This is a genomic window from Micrococcus antarcticus (assembly GCF_044872765.1).
In the GTDB taxonomy this organism is placed as follows: domain Bacteria; phylum Actinomycetota; class Actinomycetes; order Actinomycetales; family Micrococcaceae; genus Micrococcus.
In genome coordinates this window covers 2,419,409-2,444,455 of sequence record NZ_CP085253.1, presented here as the reverse complement: position 1 = coordinate 2,444,455, position 25,047 = coordinate 2,419,409, and the positions used below count along the sequence as shown (strand labels likewise).

Annotated in this window: 23 protein-coding genes and 1 riboswitch; of the genes, 6 read left to right on the top strand and 17 right to left on the bottom strand. The window is 73.5% G+C overall.

The window, feature by feature from the left end; genetic code table 11:
* Positions 1 to 140: 140 nt before the first annotated feature.
* The gene (locus LG274_RS11370) at positions 141 to 803 is read left to right on the top strand and encodes a TetR/AcrR family transcriptional regulator (RefSeq protein WP_404464541.1); all 663 of its coding nucleotides are present in this window, start codon (positions 141 to 143) and stop codon (positions 801 to 803) included.
* 47 nt (positions 804 to 850) lie between these two features.
* Here LG274_RS11370 and LG274_RS11365 read toward each other — a convergent pair whose 3' ends face one another.
* From LG274_RS11365 to LG274_RS11350, 4 genes are all read right to left on the bottom strand, one after another.
* A complete protein-coding gene (locus tag LG274_RS11365) occupies positions 851 to 2,170 on the bottom strand; it encodes a deoxyguanosinetriphosphate triphosphohydrolase (protein WP_282442808.1) in 1,320 nt (439 codons plus the stop codon).
* A gap of 82 nt (positions 2,171 to 2,252) precedes the next feature.
* Positions 2,253 to 3,560, bottom strand: coding sequence for a tRNA dihydrouridine synthase DusB (gene dusB, locus LG274_RS11360; RefSeq protein ID WP_404464539.1), 1,308 nt, complete (start codon positions 3,558 to 3,560; stop codon positions 2,253 to 2,255).
* A 36-nt stretch (positions 3,561 to 3,596) separates the two neighbouring features.
* On the bottom strand, positions 3,597 to 4,184 hold the full coding sequence (locus LG274_RS11355; RefSeq protein WP_404464537.1) for a hypothetical protein: 588 nt from the start codon (positions 4,182 to 4,184) through the stop codon (positions 3,597 to 3,599).
* The gene (locus LG274_RS11350) at positions 4,177 to 4,572 is read right to left on the bottom strand and encodes an ankyrin repeat domain-containing protein (protein ID WP_366371878.1); all 396 of its coding nucleotides are present in this window, start codon (positions 4,570 to 4,572) and stop codon (positions 4,177 to 4,179) included. The genes LG274_RS11355 and LG274_RS11350 overlap by 8 nt, the downstream gene beginning before the upstream one ends.
* Before the next feature lie 307 nt (positions 4,573 to 4,879).
* Here LG274_RS11350 and LG274_RS11345 point away from each other — a divergent pair, with 307 nt between their 5' ends.
* Positions 4,880 to 5,944 (top strand): LLM class flavin-dependent oxidoreductase, encoded by a 1,065-nt coding sequence (locus LG274_RS11345; RefSeq protein ID WP_404464534.1) that lies wholly within the window; start codon positions 4,880 to 4,882, stop codon positions 5,942 to 5,944.
* An 87-nt stretch (positions 5,945 to 6,031) separates the two neighbouring features.
* Here LG274_RS11345 and LG274_RS11340 read toward each other — a convergent pair whose 3' ends face one another.
* The 6 genes from LG274_RS11340 to LG274_RS11315 all read right to left on the bottom strand — a co-directional run bounded on the left by LG274_RS11340 (position 6,032) and on the right by LG274_RS11315 (position 12,325).
* Positions 6,032 to 7,255, bottom strand: coding sequence for a hypothetical protein (locus tag LG274_RS11340; protein ID WP_404464532.1), 1,224 nt, complete (start codon positions 7,253 to 7,255; stop codon positions 6,032 to 6,034).
* An 88-nt stretch (positions 7,256 to 7,343) separates the two neighbouring features.
* Positions 7,344 to 8,552 (bottom strand): glutathionylspermidine synthase family protein, encoded by a 1,209-nt coding sequence (locus tag LG274_RS11335; protein ID WP_248118192.1) that lies wholly within the window; start codon positions 8,550 to 8,552, stop codon positions 7,344 to 7,346.
* A 28-nt stretch (positions 8,553 to 8,580) separates the two neighbouring features.
* On the bottom strand, positions 8,581 to 9,252 hold the full coding sequence (locus LG274_RS11330; protein ID WP_404464530.1) for a hypothetical protein: 672 nt from the start codon (positions 9,250 to 9,252) through the stop codon (positions 8,581 to 8,583).
* Positions 9,242 to 9,883 (bottom strand): cation transporter, encoded by a 642-nt coding sequence (locus LG274_RS11325; protein ID WP_404464528.1) that lies wholly within the window; start codon positions 9,881 to 9,883, stop codon positions 9,242 to 9,244. The genes LG274_RS11330 and LG274_RS11325 overlap by 11 nt, the downstream gene beginning before the upstream one ends.
* Positions 9,870 to 10,901 (bottom strand): GNAT family N-acetyltransferase, encoded by a 1,032-nt coding sequence (locus LG274_RS11320; protein ID WP_404464526.1) that lies wholly within the window; start codon positions 10,899 to 10,901, stop codon positions 9,870 to 9,872. The genes LG274_RS11325 and LG274_RS11320 overlap by 14 nt, the downstream gene beginning before the upstream one ends.
* Before the next feature lie 41 nt (positions 10,902 to 10,942).
* The gene (locus LG274_RS11315) at positions 10,943 to 12,325 is read right to left on the bottom strand and encodes a glycine--tRNA ligase (protein WP_404464524.1); all 1,383 of its coding nucleotides are present in this window, start codon (positions 12,323 to 12,325) and stop codon (positions 10,943 to 10,945) included.
* Between the two features lie 151 nt (positions 12,326 to 12,476).
* Here LG274_RS11315 and LG274_RS11310 point away from each other — a divergent pair, with 151 nt between their 5' ends.
* A complete protein-coding gene (locus LG274_RS11310; RefSeq protein WP_282442800.1) occupies positions 12,477 to 12,776 on the top strand; it encodes an RNA-binding S4 domain-containing protein in 300 nt (99 codons plus the stop codon).
* 3 nt (positions 12,777 to 12,779) lie between these two features.
* Here the strand turns inward: LG274_RS11310 and LG274_RS11305 are convergent, their stop codons facing one another.
* Positions 12,780 to 13,487, bottom strand: a complete 708-nt coding sequence (locus LG274_RS11305; RefSeq protein ID WP_404464521.1) for an alpha/beta hydrolase — start codon at positions 13,485 to 13,487, stop codon at positions 12,780 to 12,782.
* Positions 13,488 to 13,540: 53 nt separating this feature from the next.
* Between LG274_RS11305 and LG274_RS11300 the strand changes: the two genes are divergently transcribed.
* Entirely contained in the window at positions 13,541 to 14,425 is an 885-nt protein-coding gene (locus tag LG274_RS11300) for an SGNH/GDSL hydrolase family protein (protein ID WP_298985775.1), read from the top strand.
* 4 nt (positions 14,426 to 14,429) lie between these two features.
* Here the strand turns inward: LG274_RS11300 and LG274_RS11295 are convergent, their stop codons facing one another.
* Both LG274_RS11295 and LG274_RS11290 read right to left on the bottom strand, forming a co-directional pair.
* On the bottom strand, positions 14,430 to 15,557 hold the full coding sequence (locus LG274_RS11295; protein ID WP_366371895.1) for a homoserine O-acetyltransferase: 1,128 nt from the start codon (positions 15,555 to 15,557) through the stop codon (positions 14,430 to 14,432).
* Positions 15,554 to 16,930 carry a bifunctional o-acetylhomoserine/o-acetylserine sulfhydrylase gene (locus tag LG274_RS11290; protein WP_404464519.1) on the bottom strand — a complete coding sequence of 459 codons (1,377 nt, stop codon included), beginning with the start codon at positions 16,928 to 16,930 and terminating at the stop codon, positions 15,554 to 15,556. Before LG274_RS11290 ends, LG274_RS11295 begins: the two co-directional genes overlap by 4 nt.
* Positions 16,931 to 17,052: 122 nt before the next feature.
* A riboswitch (SAM riboswitch) is annotated at positions 17,053 to 17,170 on the bottom strand.
* Between the two features lie 164 nt (positions 17,171 to 17,334).
* Here LG274_RS11290 and LG274_RS11285 point away from each other — a divergent pair.
* Positions 17,335 to 17,994, top strand: a complete 660-nt coding sequence (locus LG274_RS11285) for a VOC family protein (protein ID WP_298711484.1) — start codon at positions 17,335 to 17,337, stop codon at positions 17,992 to 17,994.
* 76 nt (positions 17,995 to 18,070) lie between these two features.
* Here the strand turns inward: LG274_RS11285 and LG274_RS11280 are convergent, their stop codons facing one another.
* On the bottom strand, positions 18,071 to 18,946 hold the full coding sequence (locus LG274_RS11280) for a CPBP family intramembrane glutamic endopeptidase (protein WP_298711481.1): 876 nt from the start codon (positions 18,944 to 18,946) through the stop codon (positions 18,071 to 18,073).
* A gap of 43 nt (positions 18,947 to 18,989) precedes the next feature.
* On the opposite strand from LG274_RS11280, the gene LG274_RS11275 reads away from it, so the two are divergent.
* A complete protein-coding gene (locus LG274_RS11275; protein ID WP_404464516.1) occupies positions 18,990 to 20,030 on the top strand; it encodes a phosphotransferase family protein in 1,041 nt (346 codons plus the stop codon).
* A 169-nt stretch (positions 20,031 to 20,199) separates the two neighbouring features.
* On the opposite strand, the gene LG274_RS11270 is transcribed toward LG274_RS11275, so the two are convergent.
* The 3 genes from LG274_RS11270 to gatA all read right to left on the bottom strand — a co-directional run bounded on the left by LG274_RS11270 (position 20,200) and on the right by gatA (position 25,046).
* Complete coding sequence (locus LG274_RS11270) at positions 20,200 to 20,988, bottom strand: hypothetical protein (protein ID WP_404464514.1); 789 nt, start codon at positions 20,986 to 20,988, stop codon at positions 20,200 to 20,202.
* Positions 20,989 to 21,915: 927 nt separating this feature from the next.
* Positions 21,916 to 23,421: an Asp-tRNA(Asn)/Glu-tRNA(Gln) amidotransferase subunit GatB gene (gatB, locus tag LG274_RS11265; RefSeq protein WP_248118165.1), complete on the bottom strand. Its 1,506-nt coding sequence runs from the start codon at positions 23,419 to 23,421 to the stop codon at positions 21,916 to 21,918.
* Complete coding sequence (gatA, locus tag LG274_RS11260; protein ID WP_404464512.1) at positions 23,418 to 25,046, bottom strand: Asp-tRNA(Asn)/Glu-tRNA(Gln) amidotransferase subunit GatA; 1,629 nt, start codon at positions 25,044 to 25,046, stop codon at positions 23,418 to 23,420. The genes gatB and gatA overlap by 4 nt, the downstream gene beginning before the upstream one ends.
* Between the last annotated feature and the right edge of the window lies 1 nt (position 25,047).

The window sequence follows — 25,047 nt, the reverse complement described above, 5'->3', positions numbered from 1 at the left end:
GGGGACTCCCGGGACGACGGCGAAGACGCGCACCCCACGAGCCGGGAGTGAGCACCGCTCACCAGTGAGTGAGCGGTGCTCACTCTATCGCCTCTGCACCCCACGCCGGAGCCTCTGCGAGCGGATGCCATGATGGATCCATGCCCCGCCCCCGCCGCACCCGTGCCGAGATGGATGAGCTGGTGCTCGCTGTCGGGCGGCGGCAGCTGGCCGAGCACGGCACCGCCGGACTGTCCCTGCGCGAGGTCGCCCGCGAACTCGGGGTGGTGCCCTCCGGCGTCTACCGGTACGTGGCCAGCCGCGACGAGCTGCTCACCCGGCTGCTGGAGGACGCCTTCTCTTCCCTGGCCGATGCGGTGGAACAGGACATCGCGGGAATCACCGAGCCGCGGACCCGGATGCGGACGCTCGCCCACGCCATGCGCACCTGGGCGCTGGCCCACCCGGCGCAGTGGGCGCTGATCTACGGCTCACCGGTTCCCGGCTACCACGCCCCGGCCGAACGCACCTCAGGCCCCGGGCTGCGGTTGACCCGGCACGGTCTGCAGGCCGCCGCCGACGGCGCCTTCCGAACCCCCGGCACCGAGGACGACGACGCCGCCCGGCTCAGCCCGCCGTTCGTGGCGCAGGCCGTCGAGGAGCTTCAGGTGGAGGCCACGGCGCCTCAGGTCACCGCGGCCACCCGTGCCTGGACGGCTCTGCTCGGTGCGGTCAGCGCCGAGGTCTTCGGCCACTTCGGGCCACTGTCCCCCGACGACGGCGCCGCGCTGCTGGAGGCGGCCCTTGAGATCCACCTGGACTGATCGTCACCGGGCCGCAGCCCGTCGGCTGCGCGTTCCAGCCCAGGCGCTCAGACCCAGACGCGGGTGAACGGCTCGCCGCGCACCAGGGTGTGGTGCCACTCGACGGCGGTCGAATCGGTGAGCGAGGCGATCTGGTCGATCAGCACGCGGCGCCGGGCTGCGTCGTCGGGGGCCTGCGCCCAGTCGAACGCGAACATCGGCTCGAGGTACCGGTCCCCCGTGGCGTCCAGCAGCGCCACGAGCTCCGCGAGCACCTCGCGCTGCCGTGCGTAGAGCGGCTGGCGCTGCTCCGCGGTCATCACGTAGGCCGCCGCGATGCCCTTCATCACGGCGATCTCGGTCTCCGTCTCCTCGGGCACCACGACGTCGGCGCCGTGGCGGGTCAGAGGCTCGTTGCCGAACACCTGGCGCGTGGCGTCGAAGGCGGCGCTGCAGAACCGGCCGATCAGCTGACTCGTCATGTCCTTCATCGCCGCGAGCGCCCGCCGGGAGCCGTCCATCTTGGAGACCCACACGTCGGTGGCCTCGAGGCGGGCCAGGGCCGCGTCGACCTCGGCCGGGTCCGTGTGCGGCAGGTACCACTGGCGGGTGGTCTCCACGACGCGCTCCCGGTGCTCCGGGATGGCCAGCCACTTGAGCTGGAACGCGGCGTTGACCACGCCGTCCTCGACGTCGTGCACGGAGTAGGAGATGTCGTCCGCGAGGTCCATGACCTGGGCCTCCATGGACTTCCGGGGGCCGGGCACACCGGCGCGGAACCAGCGGAACACGGGCAGGTCGTCCGCGTAGACGCCGAACTTGCGCGAACGCGTGCCGTCGGGGCGCAGCGGGGCGTCCTCACGGGTCCAGGGGTACTTGCACGCGGCGTCGAGGGCGGCGCGCGTGAGGTTCAGGCCCGCGGAGGAGCCGTCCGCGAAGAGCTTCTTCTGCTCGAGGCGGGCCAGCAGCCGCAGGGTCTGGGCGTTGCCCTCGAAGCCGCCGACGTCCTCGCTGACCGCGTCGAGCGCCTTCTCCCCGTTGTGCCCGAAGGGCGGATGGCCGAGGTCGTGGGACAGGCAGGCGGTGTCCACGAGGTCGGGGTCGCAGCCCAGCGACCGGCCGAGTTCACGCCCCACCTGGGCCACTTCGAGCGAGTGCGTCAGGCGGGTGCGGGCGAAGTCGTCCGCGTCCGGGGCGACCACCTGGGTCTTGGCCCCCAGCCGACGCAGGCCCGCGGAGTGCAGCACGCGGGCACGGTCCCGCTCGAAGTCCGAACGGTAGGAGGACTTGGGCGGCTCGGGCAGCCACCGCTCCCGGTCCCACGGCGTGTAGCCGGGGGTCTGCACAGCGCGGCCGGCGTACGGGGGCCGGCCCTCGGAGCCGAACAGCACCGGCTGGTGGGCGGCCCCGGTCCAGGGCGACGACGGCGCGGCGGGCCCGTACGCGGCGGCGCGCGCCGGCGTGGTGCCCTCAGCCACCGGAGACGTCCAGCTCGGCGGCGGCGATCATGGCCTTCTGCTCCGCGTTGAGCTCGCGGGAGTCCAGCCAGCCGTCCGGCAGGTGGGGCCGCTTGGGGGCGCCGGAGCGGCCGCGCGGGCCCTCGGCGTCCAGGCCCGGGTACGGCTGCTCCCGGTCCACGCGCGCGAGGATCTCGCGCATGGCCTCCAGGGTGGGCACCGTGGAGAGCGCCGTGCGGATCTCGGAGCCCACGGGGTAGCCCTTGAAGTACCAGGCCACATGCTTGCGGATGTCCCGCAGCGCCTTGAGCTCGTCCCCCTCGAAGGTGTCCACGAGCAGCTCCGCGTGGCGGTACAGCGTGTCCGCCACCTGCCCGAGCGTGGGCTGGAAGCGCTCCTGGCGTCCCTCGAACGCGGCCTGCAGGTCCCCGAACAGCCACGGGCGGCCCTGGCAGCCGCGCCCGATCACGACGCCGTCGACGCCGGTCTGCTCGACCATCGCGATCGCGTCCTCGGCGGACCAGATGTCCCCGTTGCCGAGCACCGGGATGTCCGGCAGCGCCTCACGCAGGCGCGCGATGTCCTCCCACACGGCGGTGCCGGAGTAGAACTGGCGCGTCGTGCGGCCGTGGAGCGCCACAGCGGCGACGCCGAGGTCCCGCGCGGTGCGGCCGGCGTCGAGGAAGGTGAGGTGGTCCTCGTCGATGCCGCGGCGCATCTTGACGGTGACCGGGATGTCCTTCTTGGAGGCCTCCGTGACGGCGGCCTTCACGATCGAGGCGAAGAGCTCCGACTTCCAGGGCAGCGCGGAGCCGCCGCCGCGGCGGGTGACCTTGGGGACGGGGCAGCCGAAGTTCATGTCGATGTGGTCGGCGCGGTCCTCCTCCACGAGCATGCGGACGGCGGCGGCCGTGGTGACGGGGTCCACCGAGTAGAGCTGCACCGAGCGGGGCACCTCGTCCGGATCGTGCTTGATGATGCGCATGGACTCGGGCTTGCGCTCCACGAGGGCGCGGGCCGTCACCATCTCGTTCACGTAGAGGCCGCCGCCGTACTCGCGGCACAGGCGGCGGAAGGCCGTGTTGGTGATGCCGGCCATCGGCGCGAGCACCACGGGCACGTCCACGGTGATGGGGCCGAGCTTCAGCGCGGGAAGGCTCAGACGGTCCGTCGAGGGCGCGGCGTGGCGGCCCTCGTGGAGCTGGTCGTCGTCCGCGATGCGGCGGCCGGCGCCGGCGGCCTTCGCGTAGTGGACGGCGTTCGGATCGGCGGCGCGGGTGTCCGAGGCGGGCCGCGCGGCGGTGTCAGGGGTGGCAGTCATATCCCGCCCATTCTCCCAGACCGCGCGAGGGACGCGTCAGGCCGGTGGAGGGACGGCGTCCAGCACCCGGACCTGGGCGGCGAGCGCCCGGGCGAACTCCCCGTACCGCTCCCCCGGGACGGGGCTCGTCCGCACGCCGAGGAACTCGTCCGGCCAGCCCTTGGCGTACCGGCGCGGCAGGCCGAAGCGGTCTGCGAGCGCGAGTTTCACGGCCGCCGCGCCCTTGCTGCCGCCGCCCGGGTGCGCGGAGACGCAGACGGGGTCCGCCGCCGTCGCCTCCATGGCCTCGCCCAGGGCCCGCACCCGCGTGATCCACGCCGGCTCGACGTCGGCGCCCAGCCCGGCGGGGTCGAGATCGCCGGGGAGCATGGAGACGCCGACGGTGGCGTGGAAGAGCGGGGAGCGGCACCGGACGGGGAGGACGTCCACGACGAGGCGGCGGCCGTCGTCGGCGAGGGCCCCGTGCAGGCGCAGGTGGGGGTGACTGGGCTCCCCCGGGTCGGCCTCGACGTCCCAGCCGAGGCCGAGGAGGCGGGTCAGGTCCGCGACGAGCTCGGGGAGCCCGGCGCGGACGGCGGCGTACACCTCGTCGACGGAGGGGGTGCCCTCGGGCGTCTCAGCCACGGCCGTCGAGCAGCGCGAGCATCTCCTCGAGCCCGAAGGTCCGGGCGACCTCGCGTGCGGAGGGTGAGCCGCCGTCGGGGTCCGCGCCCGCGGCGAGGAGGGCCCGTACGGCGTCCTCGTCCTTGCGGAAGGTGGCGCAGCCGAGGGCGTCCTGGCCGCGGTCGTTGACGGCGGCGACGTCGAGGCCGGCCTCGATCAGCATGCGCACCGTGTCCGTCTGCCTGTAGTACGCGGCGAGGGTGAGGAAGGTGTCCCCGCTGCCGTTGCGCAGGTTCCGCTTCAGGCCCTGGTCCAGGTACGCCTTGAGGGTGGCCGTGTCCCCGTTCCGTGCCAGGTCGAAGAGCTGCGCGGCCAGCTCCATGGACTCCTCGCTCCACTGCTGTGTCATGGGTCCATTCTCCCGCACGCGGGCGGGTGGAGCCGGGAGGGCCGGCGAGGACCGGCGCCGGGCCGCGGCACCGCCTGACGGCCGGGCCGCCGGACCGGCGGACCGGCGGACCGGCGGACCGGCGGACCGGCGGACCGACCCATATTCAATCGACCGACCCCTATGGGGGCTGTTTCGTGAATCAGGCCCGGTCGGGTGGGCGGGAACCGGTCGAGCGGGATGGGACCGGACGGCCCCGGCGGCGGACCCACGCCGCACCGAAACGCACTCCGGGAACAACCGCCGGTCTTTCAAGGTTGAAACACCCATGACCAAGAAGCACTTAGGATTCCTCAACTTCGGGCACTGGATCCACCGCCCCGCCGTGGACCGCGTCCCCGTCAAGCCCGACGCCGGGCAGGCCCTGCGCGACGTCGTGCAGATGGCCGTGGCCGCCGAGGCCGCCGGCCTGGACGGCGCATGGATCCGCAGTCACCACTGGCAGCAGATGTTCTCCTCGCCCTTCCCGATCCTCGCCGCGATGGCCGCCCGCACCGAGCGCATCCACCTCGGCACCGGCGTGATCGACCTGCGGTACGAGAATCCCCTGTCCATGGCCGAGGCCGCCGCGACCACGGACCTGCTTGCCGGCGAGCGCCTCGAGCTCGGCATCTCGCGCGGCTCACCCGAGGCCGCCGCGGACGGCCAGCACCGGTTCGGCTACGACCTCGCCCCCGGCGAGACCTGGTCCGACGTCGCCTGGGAGCGCGGCCGCCGGTTCATGGAGGGCATCTCGGGCGCGGGCATCGCGACGCCGGACCTCTCCTCCGGCTGGGCCCACACCTCCCGGCCCCTGCGCATCGAGCCGCACTCCCCCACGCTGGCGCAGCGCGTCTGGTGGGGTGCCGGCACGACCGCGACCGCCGTCCGCGCAGGCGAGGCCGGGTACGACATGCTCTCCTCCACCCTGCTCCTCGAGGACGACGGCCGCCCCTTCCACGTCCAGCAGGCCGACCAGATCGCCCGCTATCTCGAGGCCCATGCGGCGGCCGGCCACCACGACGGCGTCAGCCCCCTCGGGCGCACCGGCGCGCCCCGGACGGCGGTCACCCGCTCCGCGTTCGTGATCCAGGACGACCGCGACGAGATGTACTTCGGCCACGAGCGGGCCTCCCGGGAGTCCTCGGGGCGCCTCGACGGCCGCCGCGCCGTCTCCGGCCCGACCTACGCGGGCACGCCCGAGGAGGTCGCCGAGCAGCTGTCCGCGGACCGGGCCGTCCAGGCCGCCGACTGGGTGCTGTTCGCCAACCCGAACCAGCTCGGCCCGGAGTACAACGCCCACCTCTTCGAGGGCTGGGCGGAGGTCTGGAGGCTCCTGGGCTGGGACCGCTGAGGCCCGCGCGGGGAGGGTCGCTCGGGCGGTCGCTCGGTCGCTCGGTCGGACGACCGGCCGACGGCCAGTCCTGCGCGCACGTTGTGCTCAGGCGCTGACGGCCCGACCGCCGCCGGATGCCCCGCGTCCGCGGACCACGAGCACCGCGAGCGCGACGCCGAGCGCCGTGAACCCGACCGCCAGCAGGCCGACGCCGCCCACGTCCCCGATCCGCGTCTCCCCGTACTCCGGGTCGAACATGGTCACGAGCGCGGCCGCGGTGATGAGCCCCATGAGGGCGGCGCCCACCAGGTGGACGACCTTCAGGGCGCCGCGGTCGTGGGCGGCCGCCGTGAGCGAGGAGATCGTGAAGTACGCGCCCACGAAGATCGAGAGCATCTCGATCGAGTCCCAGAAGATCCCCGGCACCACCAGCGCGAGGGCGAGCCAGGCCACCGCTCCCGCCGCGGAGGCGACCTCGGCGGTGCGCAGCGGGGTCAGGGCGGAGGGCAGGTGCCCGCGCTCGGCCATGGCGGAGACGCCCCGCGCCGTCGGGATGAGGGTGGAGCCGAGCGCCATCACGCAGGAGACCACGACGCCGGCCACCACCACGGGGTGCACCAGGGCCTCCGCGGCGTCGGGGTGCGGGGAGGCGCCGAGCAGCGAGAAGACCAGGAAGATCGCCACGAGCAGGACGAGGGAGACCGCCGCCGCCCGGCGCGGCACGCCCGGGTGCGACTCCTCCGAGAGCGCGTAGACGGCGTCGAAGCCCCAGAACGCGAACACGGCCAGCAGCACGGCATGGAGCCAGTCGGTCGCCGTGCCGGTCATCGGGGTCAGCGTGGGCCCCACCCTCAGGAACACGGACACCAGCACGACGGCGGCGGCCACCTGCACGAGGACGCCGGCGGTCTGGACGGCGGAGGTGATCCGGACGTTGGTCGAGCTGACGGCGGTGGCCACGGCGATGAGGACCGCGCCGGCCAGGGCCTTGGCCCACGCGGGCAGGCCGGGCAGCCAGGCGTCGAGGGCGACGTAGGCGAGGCCCGACGTCGCGACGACGCCGGTGACCGCGAGGCAGTACCCGCCGATCCACCCCATCACCGGGTGCGAGCGGACCGCCCACGCGTAGATGGAGCCCTTGTCCGGCTGCCGGTCGTCGTTCTCGGACATGCCGGCCCACACGAGCACGATGGGCACGAGGGCGAGCAGGTAGGCCAGGGGCGCGCCCGAGCCGACGAGGCCCACGATGAGGGGCACCGTGACGACGGCGGAGTAGACCGGCGCCACCGAGGACGTGGACACGGAGACGGACTGGTGCGTGCTGAGCATGGGCGGCGGGGATCCTCGGGGAGGTCGGGCGCGGGCGGGTTGGAGGCGTTCGGGTTCGGGTGCGGTGGGGCCCTGCGGGAGGGCGCGGTCAGCCGCGGATGATGTTGGGCACGAAGCGGCAGTACGGGTCGGTGATCGGGCCGTCGGACTCGCGGATGCCGACGCCGAAGCACTCGTCCCCCACCATCCACGTGCCGAGCACGGGCCGGTTGGGCCGGCCGTCCGGCCCGGGGAAGTCGGGCAGGCGGTGGTACTGCTGGAAGACGTGGCCCTCCTCTCCCCAGCGGCCCGGGTCGGAGGAGGTCGTGACGTCCGAGGAGACGATGCGGATGCCCGCGCCCTCGCGGCCGTGCAGCGGCTTGCGCACGTACTCGGTGAGGCCGCGGACCTCGTTGAGGTAGGTGGGCAGGAGAAGGTCGTCCCCGGGGAAGAGGTGCCACAGGGCGGCGGAGAGCGCCTTGGTGGAGAGCAGCATCTTCCAGGCCGGCTCGATCCACCGCACGTGCTCGTCCAGGGCCAGGCGCGGGCCGAACCGCTCGTGGGCCATGTCCTCCCACGGGTAGAGCTTGAAGATGCCGGTGAGGTAGCGCAGGTCCGCGCCCGTGAAGCGCAGCTGCTCGGTGTCGAAGCCGATCTGGCTCATCAGGAGCGACTCGCAGGTCAGCCCCGCCTGCTCGGCGGCGTCGCGGAGACAGGCCACCGTCATGGCGTCCTCGCCCGTCTCGTCCAGCTCCGTGTGGGCGAAGTGCACGCGCGGGCTCTCCCCCGCCGCGAGCTCGGGGGCGTAGATCTCCCGCCAGCGGTCCACGAGGGCCTCGAAGATCCCGTTCCACTGGTCCACGTCCTCGCCGAAGACGTCCTGCTTCCAGAACCACTGGGCGACGGCGGCCTCGATCAGCCCGGTGGGCGTGTCCGCGTTGTACTCCAGCATCTTGGGCGGGGCGTCCGGGCCGGAGTAGACGAGGTCGAAGCGGCCGTAGAGGTGGGGGTCCCCCCGCTCGAGGGACTCCACCGCGAGGACGACCGCCTCGCGGGGCAGGCCGAGCGCACGCCAGGGCGATCCGGCGATCGTCTGCTCGGACGCCAGGAAGCGCGCGGCCTCCATGGACATCGCGTGCAGGCGCTCGGAGGCCTGCTCCAGGAGCATGACCTCGTCCATGGTGAGGACGTAGGCGGCGGACTCGTTCCAGTACTGCAGGACGGAGCCGTCCGGCATGAGCGTCGGGGAGAAGACGAGCCCCTGGGAGGCGACCTTCTCCTCCCAGTCCGGACGCGGCTCGGTGCTGATGCGCTGCACGGTGCTCTCCTCCTCGTCGCGGCGCGGCTCAGGAGCCGGCGCCGCCTCCCTTGGTGCCGAAGCCGCCCTTGGACACGGTGCCGGCCTTGGCGAACGAGCCGCCAGAGGCCGGGACCTTCGTCACCGAGCGCCCCGCCGGGGCCTGGGTGGTCCCGTCGCGCAGCGGGCTCCCGACGGCGGGCACGGTGCGTCCGCCGGAGAGCGGGATGAAGAACCAGCCGTAGCCGCCACCGTAGTGCGAGGTCTGCTGCTCCTCCCCCTCGGCCGCCTGGCCCTCCCCCTCGGCCGCCTGCTCCTGGCCCGTGCCCGCCTGGCCCTCCGCGATCGAGGGGTCCTCGCACCACTGGTCGTCGATGCGCTCGCCCGTCTGGGTGTCCTGGCAGACCTGGGCGTAGTCCTGCTCCAGCTCCGCCGGGGCCGCGACGGTCTCCCCGAACTCGTTCGTCCACCCGTTCTCCTCCGCGGGCGCGGACTCGATGGAGGACTGCGAGGTCACCGCGACGCCGGTCATGGCCGCCGCGAGCGCGAGCGTCCCGCCGATCACGATGGCCTTGGACGCTCGGCGGCGCTTCGGATCGCGCCGGGCTGTCACCCCCGCGGGCGGCAGCCGCGTCGCCGGCTCGTAGGGCGAGTCGCCCGTCGCCGGACGCCACGGCGTGCCGCCGGCCTCCGGTTCCCGGCCCTGGTCCTCAGTCGTCATCGAGCTCCCCCTCCAGCGCCCGCTCCGCGAGGCGCTCCTCCCCGGCCTTCTCCCAGACCTCCCTGGCCGCCGGTCCGTTGAGGAGCACGAGGCCGATGCCCAGCAGGATGTCAGGCCAGCCCGATCCGGTCCAGCGCGTCACGCCGGCGAGCACCAGGATGGCCGCGCCGGCCACGAGGTCGTTGCGGGCCGCCAGGTAGGCGGCCGCCGTGAGCGAGCCGGCGTCGCTCCGGAAGCGGGCGAGGATCACGGTGCACACCAGGTTCACGGCGATCGCGCCGAGCGCGGTCCAGAACAGCGGTCCGGCGGCGGGCGGCTCGGGGTCGCCGGCCTTCAGGACCGCCATGACGAGCGCCGCGACGGCGGGCAGCAGGATGATCCCGGCGAGCACGCGTCCGACGGTCGCCTGACGCGCGGCCGACCAGCCGAGCGCGACGGCGATCAGCAGGTTGACGGCGAAGTCCTCGAAGAAGTCGACGCCGTCGGCGGCCAGGGACACCGAGCCGATGGCGAACGCCACGAGCAGCTCCGCGACCATGTAGGCCAGGTTGAGCCCGGCCACCCAGAGCACGGCCCGACGGAGCGCGCTCCGGCGGGCCGCGTCCGGCGCGGCGGTCTCAGTCGGCGTCATCGGCCAGCACGAGGGTGTCCAGGACGGGCTTCGCGGCGCCGCCGGCGATCAGCCCGTCGATGATCCGCTCCAGGGGGCGCATGGCCTGGTCCACCTCGAGCTGCACCGGGTGCTGCGCCACGAGCAGCGCGAGCAGGTCGGCGACCGCCTGCAGGGCGTCCGCCTCGGACAGCTCCGGGTCCCAGCCGAGGAGCACGTCCGCGGGGGCGTCCTGGCGCTGGGCGGTGTAGGAGACGGCGAACGCGCGGATCCTCCCGCCCTCGGCGCGCGGGGCGTCCCGCAGCACGACGGCGCCGGCAGCCCCGGTCGCGGGGCCGAGGAGGAGCGTCTGGGCGGAGCCGACGGTCATGTGCGCCGGGTCCCAGTCGTGCGTGGCCTGGTAGAACGCCACGACCGCCTGGGTCAGCTCCACCGATCCGGTGGCCGTCTCCTCCAGCACGACGCCGTCCGGGTGCTCCTCGTCCCGCAGCGCGGGCAGGTCCGCGGCCCCGGGGGCGACGGCGACGCGCCGCGAGCGCTGCACGGGCGCGAACCCCTGCGCGGTCAGGAACGCCTCGGTGGCGGCGGCCAGCTCGGCCGTCGCGGCGCGGGTGCCCTCGGCGGTGGCCTCCTCCGCGACGCCGACCAGCGCCTCGCGCGCGAACCGCGCCTTGAGCGCGGTCGTGGGGACGAGCCCCTCCGCGTGGGCCTGCTCGGCGAGCCCGCGCAGCGCGGCCAGGAGCGCACGGGCGATGCCGCGGCGCCGCTCGGACGGGGCGGTCTCCACGTACAGCCACAGTCGCCGCGGGTGCAGCGAGGACGCGTAGACCACGCCCGCCGCCACCGGGACGCCGTCGGCCTCGGCCACGAGGGAGCGGCGCCACGGCACGTCCGCGTCGTCCGCGAGCATCGCGCGGTCCTGGTGCTGCTGCGCGTTGGCGGGGTCGCCCCACACCTCGAGGAGGGCGAGGTCGACCCCCGAGCGCCACGGGCGCAGGGTGATGTCCGCGGGCAGGGCCGCGCCGCCGTCGTCGGTCACGCCGTGTCCGTCCCGGCCATGCCCCTCCAGATCCCGCCCGCTCACTTGGTGAGGCGCTCGGCGAGGTAGGCCTTCACCTGGGAGAGGGCCACGCGCTCCTGCGCCATGGTGTCCCGCTCGCGGACGGTGACGGCCTGGTCCTCGAGCGTGTCGAAGTCCACGGTGATGCAGAACGGGGTGCCGATCTCGTCCTGGCGGCGGTAGCGGCGGCCGATGGCACCGGAGTCGTCCGTCTCGATGTTCCACTCGCGGCGCAGCTCGGCGGCGAGGGCCTGCGTGGCCGGCTGCAGCTCCTCCTTCTTGGACAGCGGGAGGACGGCGGCCTTGACCGGGGCCAGACGCGGGTCGAGGCGGAGCACGGTGCGCACGTCCGTGCCGCCCTTCGCGTTCGGCGCCTCCTCCTCGGCGTAGGCGTCCACGAGGAAGGCCATCATGGAGCGGGTCAGCCCGAAGGAGGGCTCGATCACGTACGGCGTGTAGTGCTCGCCGTTGGCCTGGTCGAAGTACTGCAGCTTGGTGCCGGAGGCCGTCGTGTGGCTCGAGAGATCGTAGTCGGTGCGGTTGGCCACGCCCATGAGCTCGCCCCAGCCGTCCCCGCCGCCGAAGCCGAACTTGTACTCCAGGTCGATGGTGCCGTCCGAGTAGTGGGCGCGCTCCTCCGCCGGGACGTCGAAGCGGCGCAGGTTCTCCGGGTCGATCCCGAGGTCGATGAACCAGTTCCAGCAGGCCTCGACCCACGTGTCGAAGTGCCGCTGGGCGTCAGCCGGCGGCACGAAGTACTCGATCTCCATCTGCTCGAACTCGCGCGTGCGGAAGATGAAGTTGCCGGGCGTGATCTCGTTGCGGAACGCCTTGCCGATCTGGCCGATGCCGAACGGCGGCTTCTTCCGCGAGGCGCCGAGCACGTTGAGGAAGTTCACGAAGATGCCCTGCGCGGTCTCGGGGCGCATGTAGTGCAGCCCCTCCTCGTTGTCCACGGGGCCGAGGAAGGTCTTCATGAGGCCGGAGAACATCTGCGGCTCGGTGAACATGCCCTTGGTGCCGCAGTCCGGGCAGACGATGTCCTGCATGCCCTCCGGGGCACGGCCCTTCTTGGCCTCGAACGCCTCGACCAGGTGGTCCTGGCGGTGGCGCTTGTGGCACTGCTGGCACTCCACGAGCGGGTCCGTGAAGGTGTCCACGTGGCCCGAGGCCTGCCAGACCTGCCGCGGCAGGATGATGGAGGAGTCCAGGCCCACCATGTCCTCGCGCGAGCGCACGAAGGTCTTCCACCACTCCGCCTTGATGTTCTCCTTCAGCTCCACGCCCAGGGGCCCGTAGTCCCACGCCGAGCGCGAGCCGCCGTAGATCTCACCGGCCTGGAACACGAAGCCGCGGCGCTTGGCCAGGCTGATGACGTTCTCGAGCGGGGACTTGGCAGCCATGGGGGCATCACTTCCGTGCACATCGGGGGCGGGAGGGGTTCACGACGACGGCGGCCCGCCGGGTCCTCGCGCTCACCCTGCGCGCGGCGCGGGCGGTCTCGGACGGCCGGGCCGGTCGATGCGGACCAGCCTACCGGCCACAATGGACGTCATGACCGATGCCCACAGCCATGACGAGTCCCGCGCGACGGGGACCGACGCCACCGCCGTCGACGTCCCCGAGGACGCTCAGCCCCTGCCGATCCGTGACACGATGATCCGCCTCGGCCAGGCCCTCAAGCTCGCCTCCCTCGTGGAGGACGGCGCGATGGCCCGGGACGTCGTCGCGGACGGGATGGTCACCGTGAACGGCGCGGTCGAGACCCGCCGCGGCGCGCAGCTGCACGACGGCGACGTCGTCGAGTTCAACGGCGAGGCCGTGGTGATCGAGGCGGAGTCCGCCGAGTCCTGAGCCTCAGCGGCCCTTCAGCACCGTGTGCTGCAGGTATTCGCGCACGTGGCCGAGCTCCTGCTGGTTGATGGCGTGGGGCAGGCCCGCGTAGACGATCTTCATGAGGTCGGTGTGCGCGGTGAGCCACGCGTGGGCGGACTCGACGCGCGCCTCGGAGATGACCGGGTCGTCCTGGCCACGGCCCCAGAAGACCTTCGGCGTGAGCCGGGCGACCTCGTCGTCGCGGATGAAGAGGCCCTCGAGGCCGGGCTCGGCGAGGTCCGGGTCGATCACGAAGCCGGAGAGCGCGACCGTGCACGCGTAGGCCTCCGGGTCCAGGCGCAGCAGAGCGGTCGCCAGCGCCATGCCCTGCGAGAAGCCGAGCAGAGAGACGGTGCGGAAGTCGCCGCGCACGGTCTGCACCCACGCGTGCAGGTCCTCTGTCGCGCGGCGCACGGCCGGAGCGTCGTCGGAGCCGATCTCCCCCGTCACCGGGTCCTGGGAGAGCGGGAACCACGCGTGCATGCCGGGCTGGAGGGTCAGCGGGGCGCGGACGGCGGCCACCGTGAACGGCTCCGGCAGCTGGGGCACGAGGCCGAAGAGGTCGTGCTCGCTCGCGCCGTAGCCGTGGAGCAGGATCAGCAGGTGCTCGGTGCGCTCGCCCTCGGGGCGGGACCAGCGGACGACGGGCTCGGGGCCCGGGGCGGAGGGGGTGTGGGAGGGCTCGGTCACCGGCTCAGCCTAGCGATTGACCGTGGGTCGGCCCCTGGAGCAGACTGCTACCCGTGAGTAACACCATCGTGCCGCCCGTCGACGATCAGCCCACCGGTCACCCCTGGCGCCGCTACGTGGCCCTCGGCGACTCCTTCACGGAGGGCATCGGGGATCCGGACCCGGACCAGCCCGGCTACCACCGCGGCTGGGCCGACCGCGTGGCCGAGGAGCTGGCCCGCCACGCCGAGGGGCCGGAGCCGTTCGCCTACGCGAACCTCGCCGTGCGCGGCAAGCTGATCGACCAGATCGCCGCCGACCAGGTGGACCCGGCCATCGAGCTGGCCCCGGACCTCATCAGCATCTGCGCGGGCGGCAACGACATCCTGCGCGGCGCCGACCCGGACGACATCGCCCGCCGCCTGGACGCCGCCGTCGGGAAGCTCGCGGGAACGGGCGCCACCGTGCTCCTGTTCAACGTGACCGACGTCCGTGACACCCCCGTGCTGGGACGCATCCGGGGGAAGGTGGCGATCTACAACGAGAACGTGCGCACCGTGGCGCTGCGCCACGACGCGCTCGTGCCGGACATGTGGTCGCTCAAGCAGCTCTCGAGGCCCGAGATGTGGGCGGAGGACCGGCTGCACTTCTCCCCCACCGGGCACCACACCATCGCGGCGATGGTGCTGGACACCCTCGGCGTCGAGCACGATCTGGAGCCCCTCCAGCCCAAGCCGGCCGCGCCCCGGACGTGGCGTCAGGCCCGCGTGTCCAACGCCAAGTGGGCGCGGGCCCACCTCGCGCCGTGGGTGATCCGACGCATCCGTGGCGTCTCCTCCGGCGACGGGGTCAGCGCCAAGCGCCCCGTGCCCGAGCCGCTGTTCGGCGTGGAGATGCCGCACGGCTCGGACCACACGGAGTCGCTGCCGGTCACGCCGCCCGCCGAGCCGGCCTCCTGAGCGGTCAGAGGGCGAGGGTCTCCTTCAGGGCGTCGGCGACCTGCCCGTACTCGGTGAGGAACCCGTCATGGCCGATCGGCGAGACGATCGAGTGGACGGGCACCTCGCCGGGCAGCAGCTCCGCGAGCAGCGCCGACTCCTCGGGCCGGTACAGCCGGTCGGAGTCGACGGCGGCCACGAAGGCCCGCCCGCGGAAGCGCCCCAGCGCCTCGGACAGGCTCCCCCGCCCACGGGCGACGTCGTGGCTCATGAGCGCCTCGGTGAGCACGAGGTAGGAGTTCGCGTCGAACCGCGCGGACAGCTTCGCGGCCTGGTGGTCCAGGTAGGACTCCACCGCGTAGCGTCCCTGCCGCCTCCCGACGGCGGCCCCGAACGGGTCCTCCGCGCCCTGCGGCTCGCGGCCGAAGCGGTACTCGAGCTCCTCGGCCGTGCGGTAGGTGGTGTGGGCGATGCGCCGGGCGATCCCGAGGCCCGTCTCGGGTCCGGGTCCGCCGTAGTAGTCGCCCTCGCGGTGCGCCGGGTCGAGCCGGATGGCCGCGGCCTGCGCCTGGCCCCAGGCGATCTGGTCCGCCGAGGACTGCGCCGTCGAGGCGAGCACCCCGACGCCGGCCACGCGCTCCGGGTGGGAGACCGCCCATTCCAGGGCGCGGGCCCCGCCCATCGACCCGCCGATCACGGCCTGCCACACGTCGATCCCGAGGTGGTCGGCGAGGCGGCGCTCGGCCTCCACCGCGTCGCGCAGCGTGAGGAACGGGAAGCGCGAGCCCCACGGCACGCCGTCGGGGTCGGGCGAGGACGGGCCCGTGGAACCGTGACAGCCGCCCACCATCGCGGGGGCGACGACGAACCAGCGGTCCGTGTCCACCGCCCGGCCGGGGCCGACGAGCGCGTCCCACCAGCCCGGCGTCGGGTCTGCGGCGTGCGCGGCCACGTGCGAGTCGCCCGTGAGGGCGTGCAGCACGAGGACCGCGTTGGAGCCGTCGGCGTCCAGGGTCCCCCACGTCTCGTAGGTGAGGGTGACGTCCGGGAGGAAGCCGCCGGTCTCGGTGGTCAGGGGCCCGACCGAGACGGTGTGGCGGGCGCCCTCGGGGAGGTCGACGGTCAGGGACGGGCGGCTCGCGACCGCGGTCATCGGGTGCCCTCCCCCGCACCGGCCGCCGCCGCGAAGCCGCGCTCCAGGTCGGCGAGGATGTCCTCGACGTCCTCCACGCCGAGCGAGAGGCGCACCAGCCCGGGCGTCACACCGGCGGCGCGCTGCTCGTCCTCGGTGAGCTGGGCGTGGGTGGTGGAGGCCGGGTGCACCACGAGCGAGCGGACGTCGCCGATGTTGGCCACGTGGTGCAGCAGCTCAAGCCCGTCCACGAACGCCGCGCCCGCCTCGGCGCCGCCCGCGATCTCGAAGGAGACGAACGCGCCTGCGCCGCGCGGCAGGTACCGCTGCGCCCGCTCGTGCCACGGGCTGGAGGGCAGGCCGGCGTAGACCACGGAGTCCACGTCGTCGCGCGCCTCGAGCCACGCGGCCACGGCCGTCGCGTTGGCCACGGCGCGCTCCATGCGCAGGGACAGGGTCTCCAGGCCGAGGTTCACCAGGAACGCGTTGAACGGGGAGATGGCCGAGCCGTAGTCGCGCAGCAGCTGCACGCGCGCCTTGAGGATGAAGGCCAGGTTGGCGCCGAGCGGCGAGCCCACCCCCAGGTCCCGCGCGTACACGAGCCCGTGGTAGGACTCGTCCGGCTCGTTGAACCCGGGGAAGCGCTCGGGGTGCTGCGCGAAGTCGAACGTGCCGCCGTCGACGATCACGCCGGCCATGGCGGCGGCGTGCCCGCCGAGGTACTTCGTGGCCGAGTGGGTGACGATGTCCGCGCCGTGCTCAATCGGGCGCAGCAGGTACGGGGTGGCCAGCGTGTTGTCCACGATCAGCGGCACGCCCGCCTCGTGCGCGACGTCGGCCACCGCCCGAACGTCCAGCACGTCGCCCCGGGGGTTGCCGAGGGTCTCCCCGAAGAAGGCCTTGGTGTTCGCCTTCACGGCGGCGCGCCAGGACTCGATGTCGTCCGGATCGGTCACGAACGTCGTCTCCACGCCCACCTTGGCCAGGGTGTGCTTGAAGAGGTTCTGCGTGCCGCCGTAGAGGCTCGCCGAGGCGACGACGTGGTCCCCCGCGCCGGCGACGTTGAGGATCGAGAAGGTCGTGGCCGCCTGGCCGGAGGCCAGCAGCAGCGCGCCCACGCCGCCCTCGAGCGCGGCGACCTTCTCCTCCACCGGGGACTGGGTCGGGTTGCCGATGCGGGTGTAGAGCGGGTCCAGGTCCTTGAGGGCGAACCGGTCCGCCGCCACCTCGGCGGAGGGGAAGTCGAACGAGGTCGTCTGGTAGATGGGCAGGGCCGTCGCGCCGAAGGCGTGCTGGCCGGGGGCGGCGCCGGCGTGGACCTGCGCGGTGGAGAAGCCCCACGCGGCGGCCGGGGTCAGGGGCGTGGTCTCGGCGGGGATGTTCTGGTCGGTCATGGCGGACTCTCCTGAGCTCCTCAGGGGCCGGACCCGCGTCCCTCCCGGCGGTCGGTGCGCCGGGTCGACCCGGCGCCTCGCGCCGGGGGTGCCCCGGCGTCGTCGAGAGGGGCCGAGGGGACGGCCCGCGCTTGCCGGCAGCCCGTGTGGGAGCCGGCCTGGTCGTCACCCGGGGCACCCCACCGCGGAAGGAGGGTTGCCGGTCAGCATGCCGGGGCAAAGACGCTGACTCTCGTGACCGTGCCGCCAGTGTGCCACGAGTGCGGGGCCGATTTCATCGGGCGTGTCACACATGGATACGCTGTGAATCACAGGGGCGGCTCGGAGGTCAAGGGGCCGACGGCGCCGCCCTCCCATCGCGTTCGACGCCCGGCCCGCCCGGGGGTTCGGAGAGGAACAACGCCGTGAACACCTGCCGGATGGACCACGTCTCCTACGCCGCCGGGCCCGAGGGCCTCGAAGCCACCGTGGAGCGCCTCGTCGAGACCCTCGGCATCGACCGCATCAAGGGCGGCGTGCACCCGCGCTTCGGCACCCACAACGCCCTGTTCCCCATGCGGAACGGGCAGTGGCTCGAGGTCGTGGAGGCCATGGACCACCCGGCCTCCCTCAGCGCCCCCTTCGGCCAGCTCGTCCGCGCCCGCTCCGAGCAGGGCGGCGGCTGGATGAGCTGGGCCGTCTCCACCCCGGACATCGGCCGCTTCGAGCGCCGCCTGGAGCGCGAGGCCGTGCCCGGCATCCGCCGCTTCCCCGACGGCCGGGAGCTGTCCTGGCGTCAGATCGGCGTCAAGGGCACCCTTGCCGACCCGCAGCTGCCGTTCATCGTGCGCTGGGCCGACGGCCAGGAGGACATGCACCCGTCCCAGGCCGCCGAGCCGCAGGCCTCCATCGACAAGGTGGCCATCGCCGGCTCCCGCGACCGCCTCATCGAGTGGCTCGGCGGCGAGCAGGTCGGCGAGGAGGACGGGGTCGCGGACGTCGACGTCGACTACCTCGCCCCCTCCGGCACCCCGGGCATCGTCTCGGTGACCTTCACGACTCCCGCGGGCCCGGTCACCCTCTGACCCCTCCTCCCCGCCCGGACGGACCACGACGACGCCGGCCCCGCCTCCCCGAGGCGGGGCCGGCCTCGTCCGGGGCTCAGACCCCGAGCAGCCCTGCCTCGTGCAGCAGCGGATACGCCACGAACCCGGCCGCGTCCAGCAGGAAGTGGGCGAGGACGAGAGGCATGACCCGGCGCGTGCGCAGCAGCACCAGGGTGAACACCACCCCCATGAGCGCGTTGCCGATGCCCGGCCCCACGCCCTGGTAGAGGTGGTAGCTGCCCCGCAGCACGGCCAGGGCGAGCACCACGGTCCAGATGCGGGCCGGCAGGACGAGGCCCGGGCCCTCCGCGGCGGGCGCGGGGGCTCCGGCGCGCCGGGCGGTGTGCAGCCGCTGGAGCCAGCCGAGGCGGTCGACGAGCCAGACCCCCACGATCACCTCCTCCACGAGCGCGTGCCGCGCGGCCGAGAGCAGCAGCACGGGGACCTGGTACCAGGTGTCGTCGAGGGCGGCGGCGACGATCGCCGTCGTGACCCCGGCAGCGCGGCCGGCCGCGTACACCGCGAGCGTGCCCAGGCCGATCCCCACGAACAGCGCCAGGCCCCAGGCGAGGTCGCGGCCCGGGCGGCGCAGGTCCAGGCCGAACGCGCGGAACGGGTTCCGCCCGCGCAGCCACGTCAGGTGCAGCACCAGCAGCACGGGGACGAGGGCGAAGCCGATGTCCAGCAGCTGGTAGGTCAGGTCGAAGCCCCACCGCGGGCTGAGCGCGGGGTTCAGCACCGTGGTCTGCTCCCCCAGCGGGGCACGGGTGGCCTTGTCGATCAGCTGGACGACCGCATACACCGCGCTGCGCCCCAGGGACAGGCCCAGGACGAGCGCGATCTCCCACCGCACCACGCGCGCGCTCGGGGCGGGCAGCGCGGGCCGGGCGGCGGGGGCGGCGTCGGAACGGAGGTCGGGGCGGCCGATCATGCGGGCCAGTATCCCCCGCGCGCCCGGACGCTAGCGTGGGGACATGACCTCCTCCCCCGTCGCGTCCGAGTTCGAGCTGGCGGCCGAGGCCCTGACCCGGCTGCTCCCGGACGTGCCCGCCGCGCTCGCGGACCGGCTGCGCGCCGCCGCGTGGTCGGCCGGGCACGTGGTGGAGTCCGGCCAGTTCCACCGCGTGCTGGTGCTCGACGGCCTGGCCGTGCTGCGCATGGCCCGGGTCAGCGAGGCCGGCGCCCCGGTCGGCGCGGCCTGGGCGCCCGAGGACTCCCCCGCCGCCCACCTGCCGCGCCGCGTGGGGCTGGTGACGGCCCTCGCGGACGCGGGCCTGCCCTTCGCGGTGCCGCGTCCGCTGTCGGCGGTGCTCCGCCGGGACGACGACGCCGGCCGCCCCCTCGCCGCGGCCGTCCTCCAGGCGTTCGTGCCGGGGCAGCCGCACCCGCCCCACGAGGGCGACCCGACCGTCCTGCGGGGGATCGTGGACGCCCTCGACACCGTGGACGTGACCGACCCGGCCGTCGCGGCGGGACTCGGCCCGGCGTTCGCGTTCCGGGGTCCGTGGACCGCGGAGCGCGTGGCGCGCGTGGGGCGGCTGGGCGCGTCCCTGCCGACAGAGCACGCCGGAGCGCTACCGGCGGACTGGGCCGGCCTCGTCGCGAGGATCGCGGGGGCGGTGACGGCGTGGGCCGCCGCGCCCCCGGACGGGCCCGCGCTGGTGCACGGGGACCTGGCCGGGCACAACATGCACTGGGTGCCCGCCCCGGACGGGGACGACGTGCGGTGGGAGCTCTCCGGGATCCTGGACTGGGACCTCGCCCACGCCGGCGACGGAGCCCGCAACGTGGCCTACCTGGGGATCTGGCACGGCGAGGAGCGGATCGAGGACATCGCCCGCACGCCCGCGGAGGCCCGCCGGGCCCGCGTGTGGCTGGGCGCCGCCGGCCTGGACTCCCTCGACGACGCCGCAGCCCGCCAGGAGCTCACCGGCCGCGCCCCCCGCTGGGGGCGGCTGCTGCGCAAGGTGGTGCCGCGCATCGAGCGGGCGTCCTGCGCCCTCGCGGGGCGCTGATAGGCCGCCCGTCAGTCTGCACGTCCCGCTCAGGACCCTCTCTCCGACGACCATGCCGTCGTTGCGCCTCCGGGGGCAGGCGACTGAGACGGCCCGACCACCAGGGTGTCCTGCAGCCTCCGGGGACACGGCGATCCGACGAAGTCCGGAGCGACGGGCGCCGCCGGGCTCAGTTGATCGCGATCCATCCGCCGGTGGACGGGGAGTTGGAGACCACCAGACCGGTGTACCCGTTGGCCGTGGTGAAGGTGCCGTAGCTGCCGGCGGTGCGGCCGAGGGCCGCGGCGGTGCCCCCGGAGTAGTAGTTGGAGAGGTAGTAGGCGGTATTCACAGCGCAGTAGCTCGTGTTGACCTCCCAGCTGCCGGTGAGGGCGGTGCCCGCCCAGCTGGTGGGACGGGTTCCTGAGGCGGTCCGATCCTGGGTCGTGGACTGAGAGCGGTTGCCGAGCCAGGTGAACGTGAACACGTCGTAGGTCTGCGTGATGCCGTCGGGGCTCGTCAGCAGAGTGGGCGTGCGGCGGGTCGGCGCGCTCCAGTTGGCACCGGTGGCGTTGGTGAAGGTGAACGGCTGCGCAACGTTCGCGACCATCCCACTGGGGTACGCGACTACGAGCTGCACGGGGTTGGCCAGTGTGGCCGTGGTCCGCGGCGAGAGGCCGGATCCGTCGGTGCGTGGCATCTCCACGATGGAGAACCCCAGGGGCGAGGTCCCGATGGACACCTGGTTGGACAGCGAGAGGCTGGAGAGCCACAACCCGGAGCGACCGTACGTGGTGTTCCTGCAGCCGACGCCGTTGCGGACCTGGGAGGTGTAGGAGGTGGAGATCGACCCACGGAATCGATAGGCCAGCGTCTGCGAGGGGCTGACGGCGAAGGCGGGGGCGGCAGCGGCGGCGGCGATGGCCGGGGCGGTCCACGCCAGCCCCTGCGCGACGCGACGACGAGTCAACTGGGTCATGAGGGTGCTCCTGGGGTGAGAGTCGAGGTGACGGCAGAGGTGAGAGTCGAGGTGGCGGCAGAGGTGAGAGTCGAGGTGACGGCAGAGGTGAGAGTCGAGGTGACGGCAGAGGTGAGAGTCGAGGTGGCGGCAGAGGCGTGTGTCGCACCCTCGGGTCCACTTTGTTCCGGATCTCAGTTTTGCCACCTCAAACTTTACCTCAAGTAATCACCGCACATGACGTTCCGATGGCGGGGAGGGGGAGCACTGCGGCCCCTCGCAGCGTTCGCACAGCAGAACGGGGCGGACCGTCGGATTCGACGCCCCGCCCCGTTGCCTGTTCCCGTCATGCCGGTACGGTCACGGCCCCACTGCGGAGCCGCTACCACCCTCTTCGCGCGAGAGGCACGACACGATGTACACCGGGTACCAGCACCCGTTGAGGCAGGTCCACTGGGAGGCCGACTCGATCCGCTCGTCCTCACACTGCTGGTGGGTCGTGGACTCCACCAGTGCGATCCACGGTACAGGCGGTACGAGTAGGTGTAACGGACTCGCACGGGCTCGCCGCCGTACATGCCGGTGCCCACGTACTCGCGGCGGTAGTAGTCGTAGGTGACCCGGGTGATCACGAGCTGGCGGTACGTGGTGGAGCCGGTGGCCGCCGAGGCGGCGGGGGCGATCAGCGCGGCGCCGACGGCGCCGAGGCCGGCGCCCAGCAGAGTGCGTCGACATGTCATGGGAGGGACCCCTTCTCTCGGATGGAAGCTACACTTCGGAGGCGCGCCGCCCACCCTGTGCCGTCAGGGGGCCGGGAGAGGACGACCTGTCAGAAGTGTGGCCATCATCTACTACACGGTCGCCGGACACCAGGGGTCTCACATCCTCCTGGGCGGTCAAGTGGCGACCGCCCGTCGCGCGCCGCGCGTGAGCCCATCGGTCGGCTGCTCAGCCCACCCCGAGGCGCTCCAGCACGATCTCGCGCACGCGGCCGGCGTCGGCCTGGCCGCGGGTCGCCTTCATGACGGGCCCGATCAGGGCACCGACGGCCTGCATCTTGCCGCCCCTGATCTTCTCGACGACGTCCGGGTTGTCCGCGATCGCCGCGTCGACGGCCTCGGTGAGCGCGCCGTCGTCGGACACCACGGCCAGGCCCTTCGCCGAGACGACCTCCTTCGGGGCGCCCTCGCCGTCGGCCACCAGACCGAGCACCTGCTTGGCGATCTTGTCGTTGATCGTCTTGGCGGCGATCAGCTCCTCGACCTCCACCACGTGCGCCGGGGTGATCCCCAGCTCGGCGACGGTGACCTCGCGGACGTTCGCCAGGCGAGCGATCTCGCCCATCCACCACTTGCGGGCGGCCGCCGCGGAGGCGCCGGCCTCCACGGTCGCGACGATCTCGTCCAGGACGCCGGCGTTGACGACGTCGCGGAACTCCTCGTCCGAGAAGCCCCACTCGGCCTTGAGTCGCTTGTTGCGCACGGCCGGCAGCTCGGGCAGCTCGGCGCGCACGCGCTCGATCCACGCCTCGTCCACGACGACGGGCACGAGGTCCGGCTCGGGGAAGTAGCGGTAGTCGTCGGCGTCGGACTTGGGACGGCCCGACGTCGTCGTGCGCGTGTCCTCGTGCCAGTGGCGGGTCTCCTGCGTGATGGTCCCGCCCGCGGCGAGCACGGCGGCCTGACGCTGGATCTCGTGGGTGACGGCGTGCTGCACGGCGCGCGTGGAGCTCACGTTCTTGGTCTCGGTGCGCGTGCCGAAGACCTCGGCGCCCTTCTCCATGAGGGAGACGTTCGCGTCGCAGCGCACGTTGCCGTGCTCCATGCGGGCGTCCGAGATGCCGATGGCCTTCACGATGTCCCGGATGGCGGCCACGTAGGCGCGCGCGATCTCCGGGGCCCGCTCCCCCGCGCCCACGATGGGCCGGGTCACGATCTCGATGAGCGGCACGCCCGCGCGGTTGTAGTCCACCAGGGAGCTCGAGGCGCCCTGGATGCGGCCGGACCCGCCCTGGTGGGTGAGCTTGCCGGCGTCGTCCTCGAGGTGGGCGCGCTCGATCTCCACGCGGAACACGGTGCCGTCCTCGAGCTCCACGTCCAGGTGGCCGTCGAACACGATCGGCTCGTCGTACTGGGACGTCTGGAAGTTCTTCGGGGTGTCCGGGTAGAAGTAGTTCTTCCGCGCGAACCGGCACGTCGGGGCGATCTGCGCGTTCAGGGCCAGGCCCAGGCGGATCGCGAACTCCACGGCCTGCCGGTTCAGCACGGGCAGCGTGCCCGGCAGGCCGAGGTCGAGCGGGGTGACGTTGGTGTTCGGCTGGTCGCCGAACGCGTTGGCGGCCGAGGAGAAGATCTTCGTGGCGGTGTTCAGCTCCACGTGCACCTCGAACCCGAGCACCGGGTCGAAGCGCTCCATCGCCTCGGCGACGTCCATGGTCTGCTCTGCGTGGCTCACGCGGCTCCTCCGTCCGTGGTGGTGGCGCGCTCGGCGCCGGTGCGGCGCTGCGCGCCCTTCTCGAGCTCGGGGGCCTGCGCCCACACGGGCGAGCCGCCGCGGCGGGTCACCAGCGCCTCGACGGCGGCGCCCACCTCGTACAGGCGGGCGTCCTCGCGCGCCGGGGCCGTGAACTGCAGGCCGTACGGCAGGCCGTCCACGAGGCCGCCGGGCACCGAGATGCCCGGAACGCCGGCCAGGTTGGCCGGGATGGTCGCGTAGTCGTTGAGGTACATGGTGACCGGATCCTTCGTCTGCTCCCCCAGCGCGAAGGCGGTGCCCGGCGCGGTGGGGCTCAGCAGCACGTCCACCTGCTCGAAGGCGGCCGCGAAGTCCTGCTGCACGAGCGTGCGGACCTTCTGCGCGGAGCCGTAGTAGGCGTCGTAGTAGCCCGCGGAGAGGGCGTAGGTGCCCAGGATGATGCGGCGCTTGACCTCGGGGCCGAAGCCGGCGGCGCGGGTGGCGCCCATGACCTGCTCGATCGTGCCGCCGCCGGCCGGGACCACGCGGTTGCCGTAGCGGACGCCGTCGAAGCGGGCCAGGTTGGAGGAGACCTCCGAGGGCATGATGAGGTAGTACGCGCCCAGGGCCGCGTGGAAGTGCGGGCAGGAGACCTCGACGATCTCCGCGCCCGCCTCGCGCAGGGCGGCGACGTCGGCGTCGAAGGCCGCCTTCACACCGGGGTGGTAGCCGTCCTCGCGCAGGTCGGCGATCACGCCGATGCGCAGGCCGGAGAGGTTCCCGCGGGCAGCGGCCGCGCCGAGGTCGGCGGGCTCCTCGGGCAGCGAGGTGGAGTCGCGCTCGTCATGGCCGGCGATCACCTGCTGCAGCGCGGCGGCGTCCGCCACGGTGCGCGCGGCGGGGCCCACCTGGTCCAGCGAGGAGGCCATCGCGATCACGCCGAAGCGGGACACGGCGCCGTACGTGGGCTTGACGCCCACGGTGCCGGTGAACGCGGCGGGCTCGCGGATGGAGCCGCCCGTGTCCGAGCCCAGGGCGAACGGGGCGAGGAACGCGGCCACCGCGGCGGCCGAGCCGCCACCGGAGCCGCCGGGCACCCGGTCCAGGTCCCACGGGTTGCGGGTCACGCCGAACGCGGAGTACTCGGTGGAGCCGCCCATCGCGAACTCGTCCATGTTGGTCTTGCCCAGGATCGGCAGGCGGGCGGCGCGGATCCGATCGATGACCGTGGCGTCGTACGGGCTCATCCAGCCGTCGAGCATCCTGGAGGCCGCCGTCGTGGGCTGCCCGACGGTGACGATGTTGTCCTTGATCGCCACCGGCACGCCGGCCAGCGGGTGCAGGGCCTCGGCCTCGGCGCCCCCGGCGGCGCGGATCGCGTCCACCTCGGCGGCGACGGCGAGCGCCTCCTCCGCGTTGACGTGCAGGTACGCCCGCACGCCGCGGTCCTCTGCGGCGTCGGCGCGCGGGTCGCCGTCGAACTCCGCGATGCGGTCCAGGTGCGCCTGGACGAGCTCCACGGAGGTGGTCGTGCCGGCGCGCAGGCGCTCGGCCATCTGCAGGGCGGTGAGGCGGACCAGCTGGTCGGCGCCCGCCTCGGCGTTCACATCGAAGGTCTCGGTCATG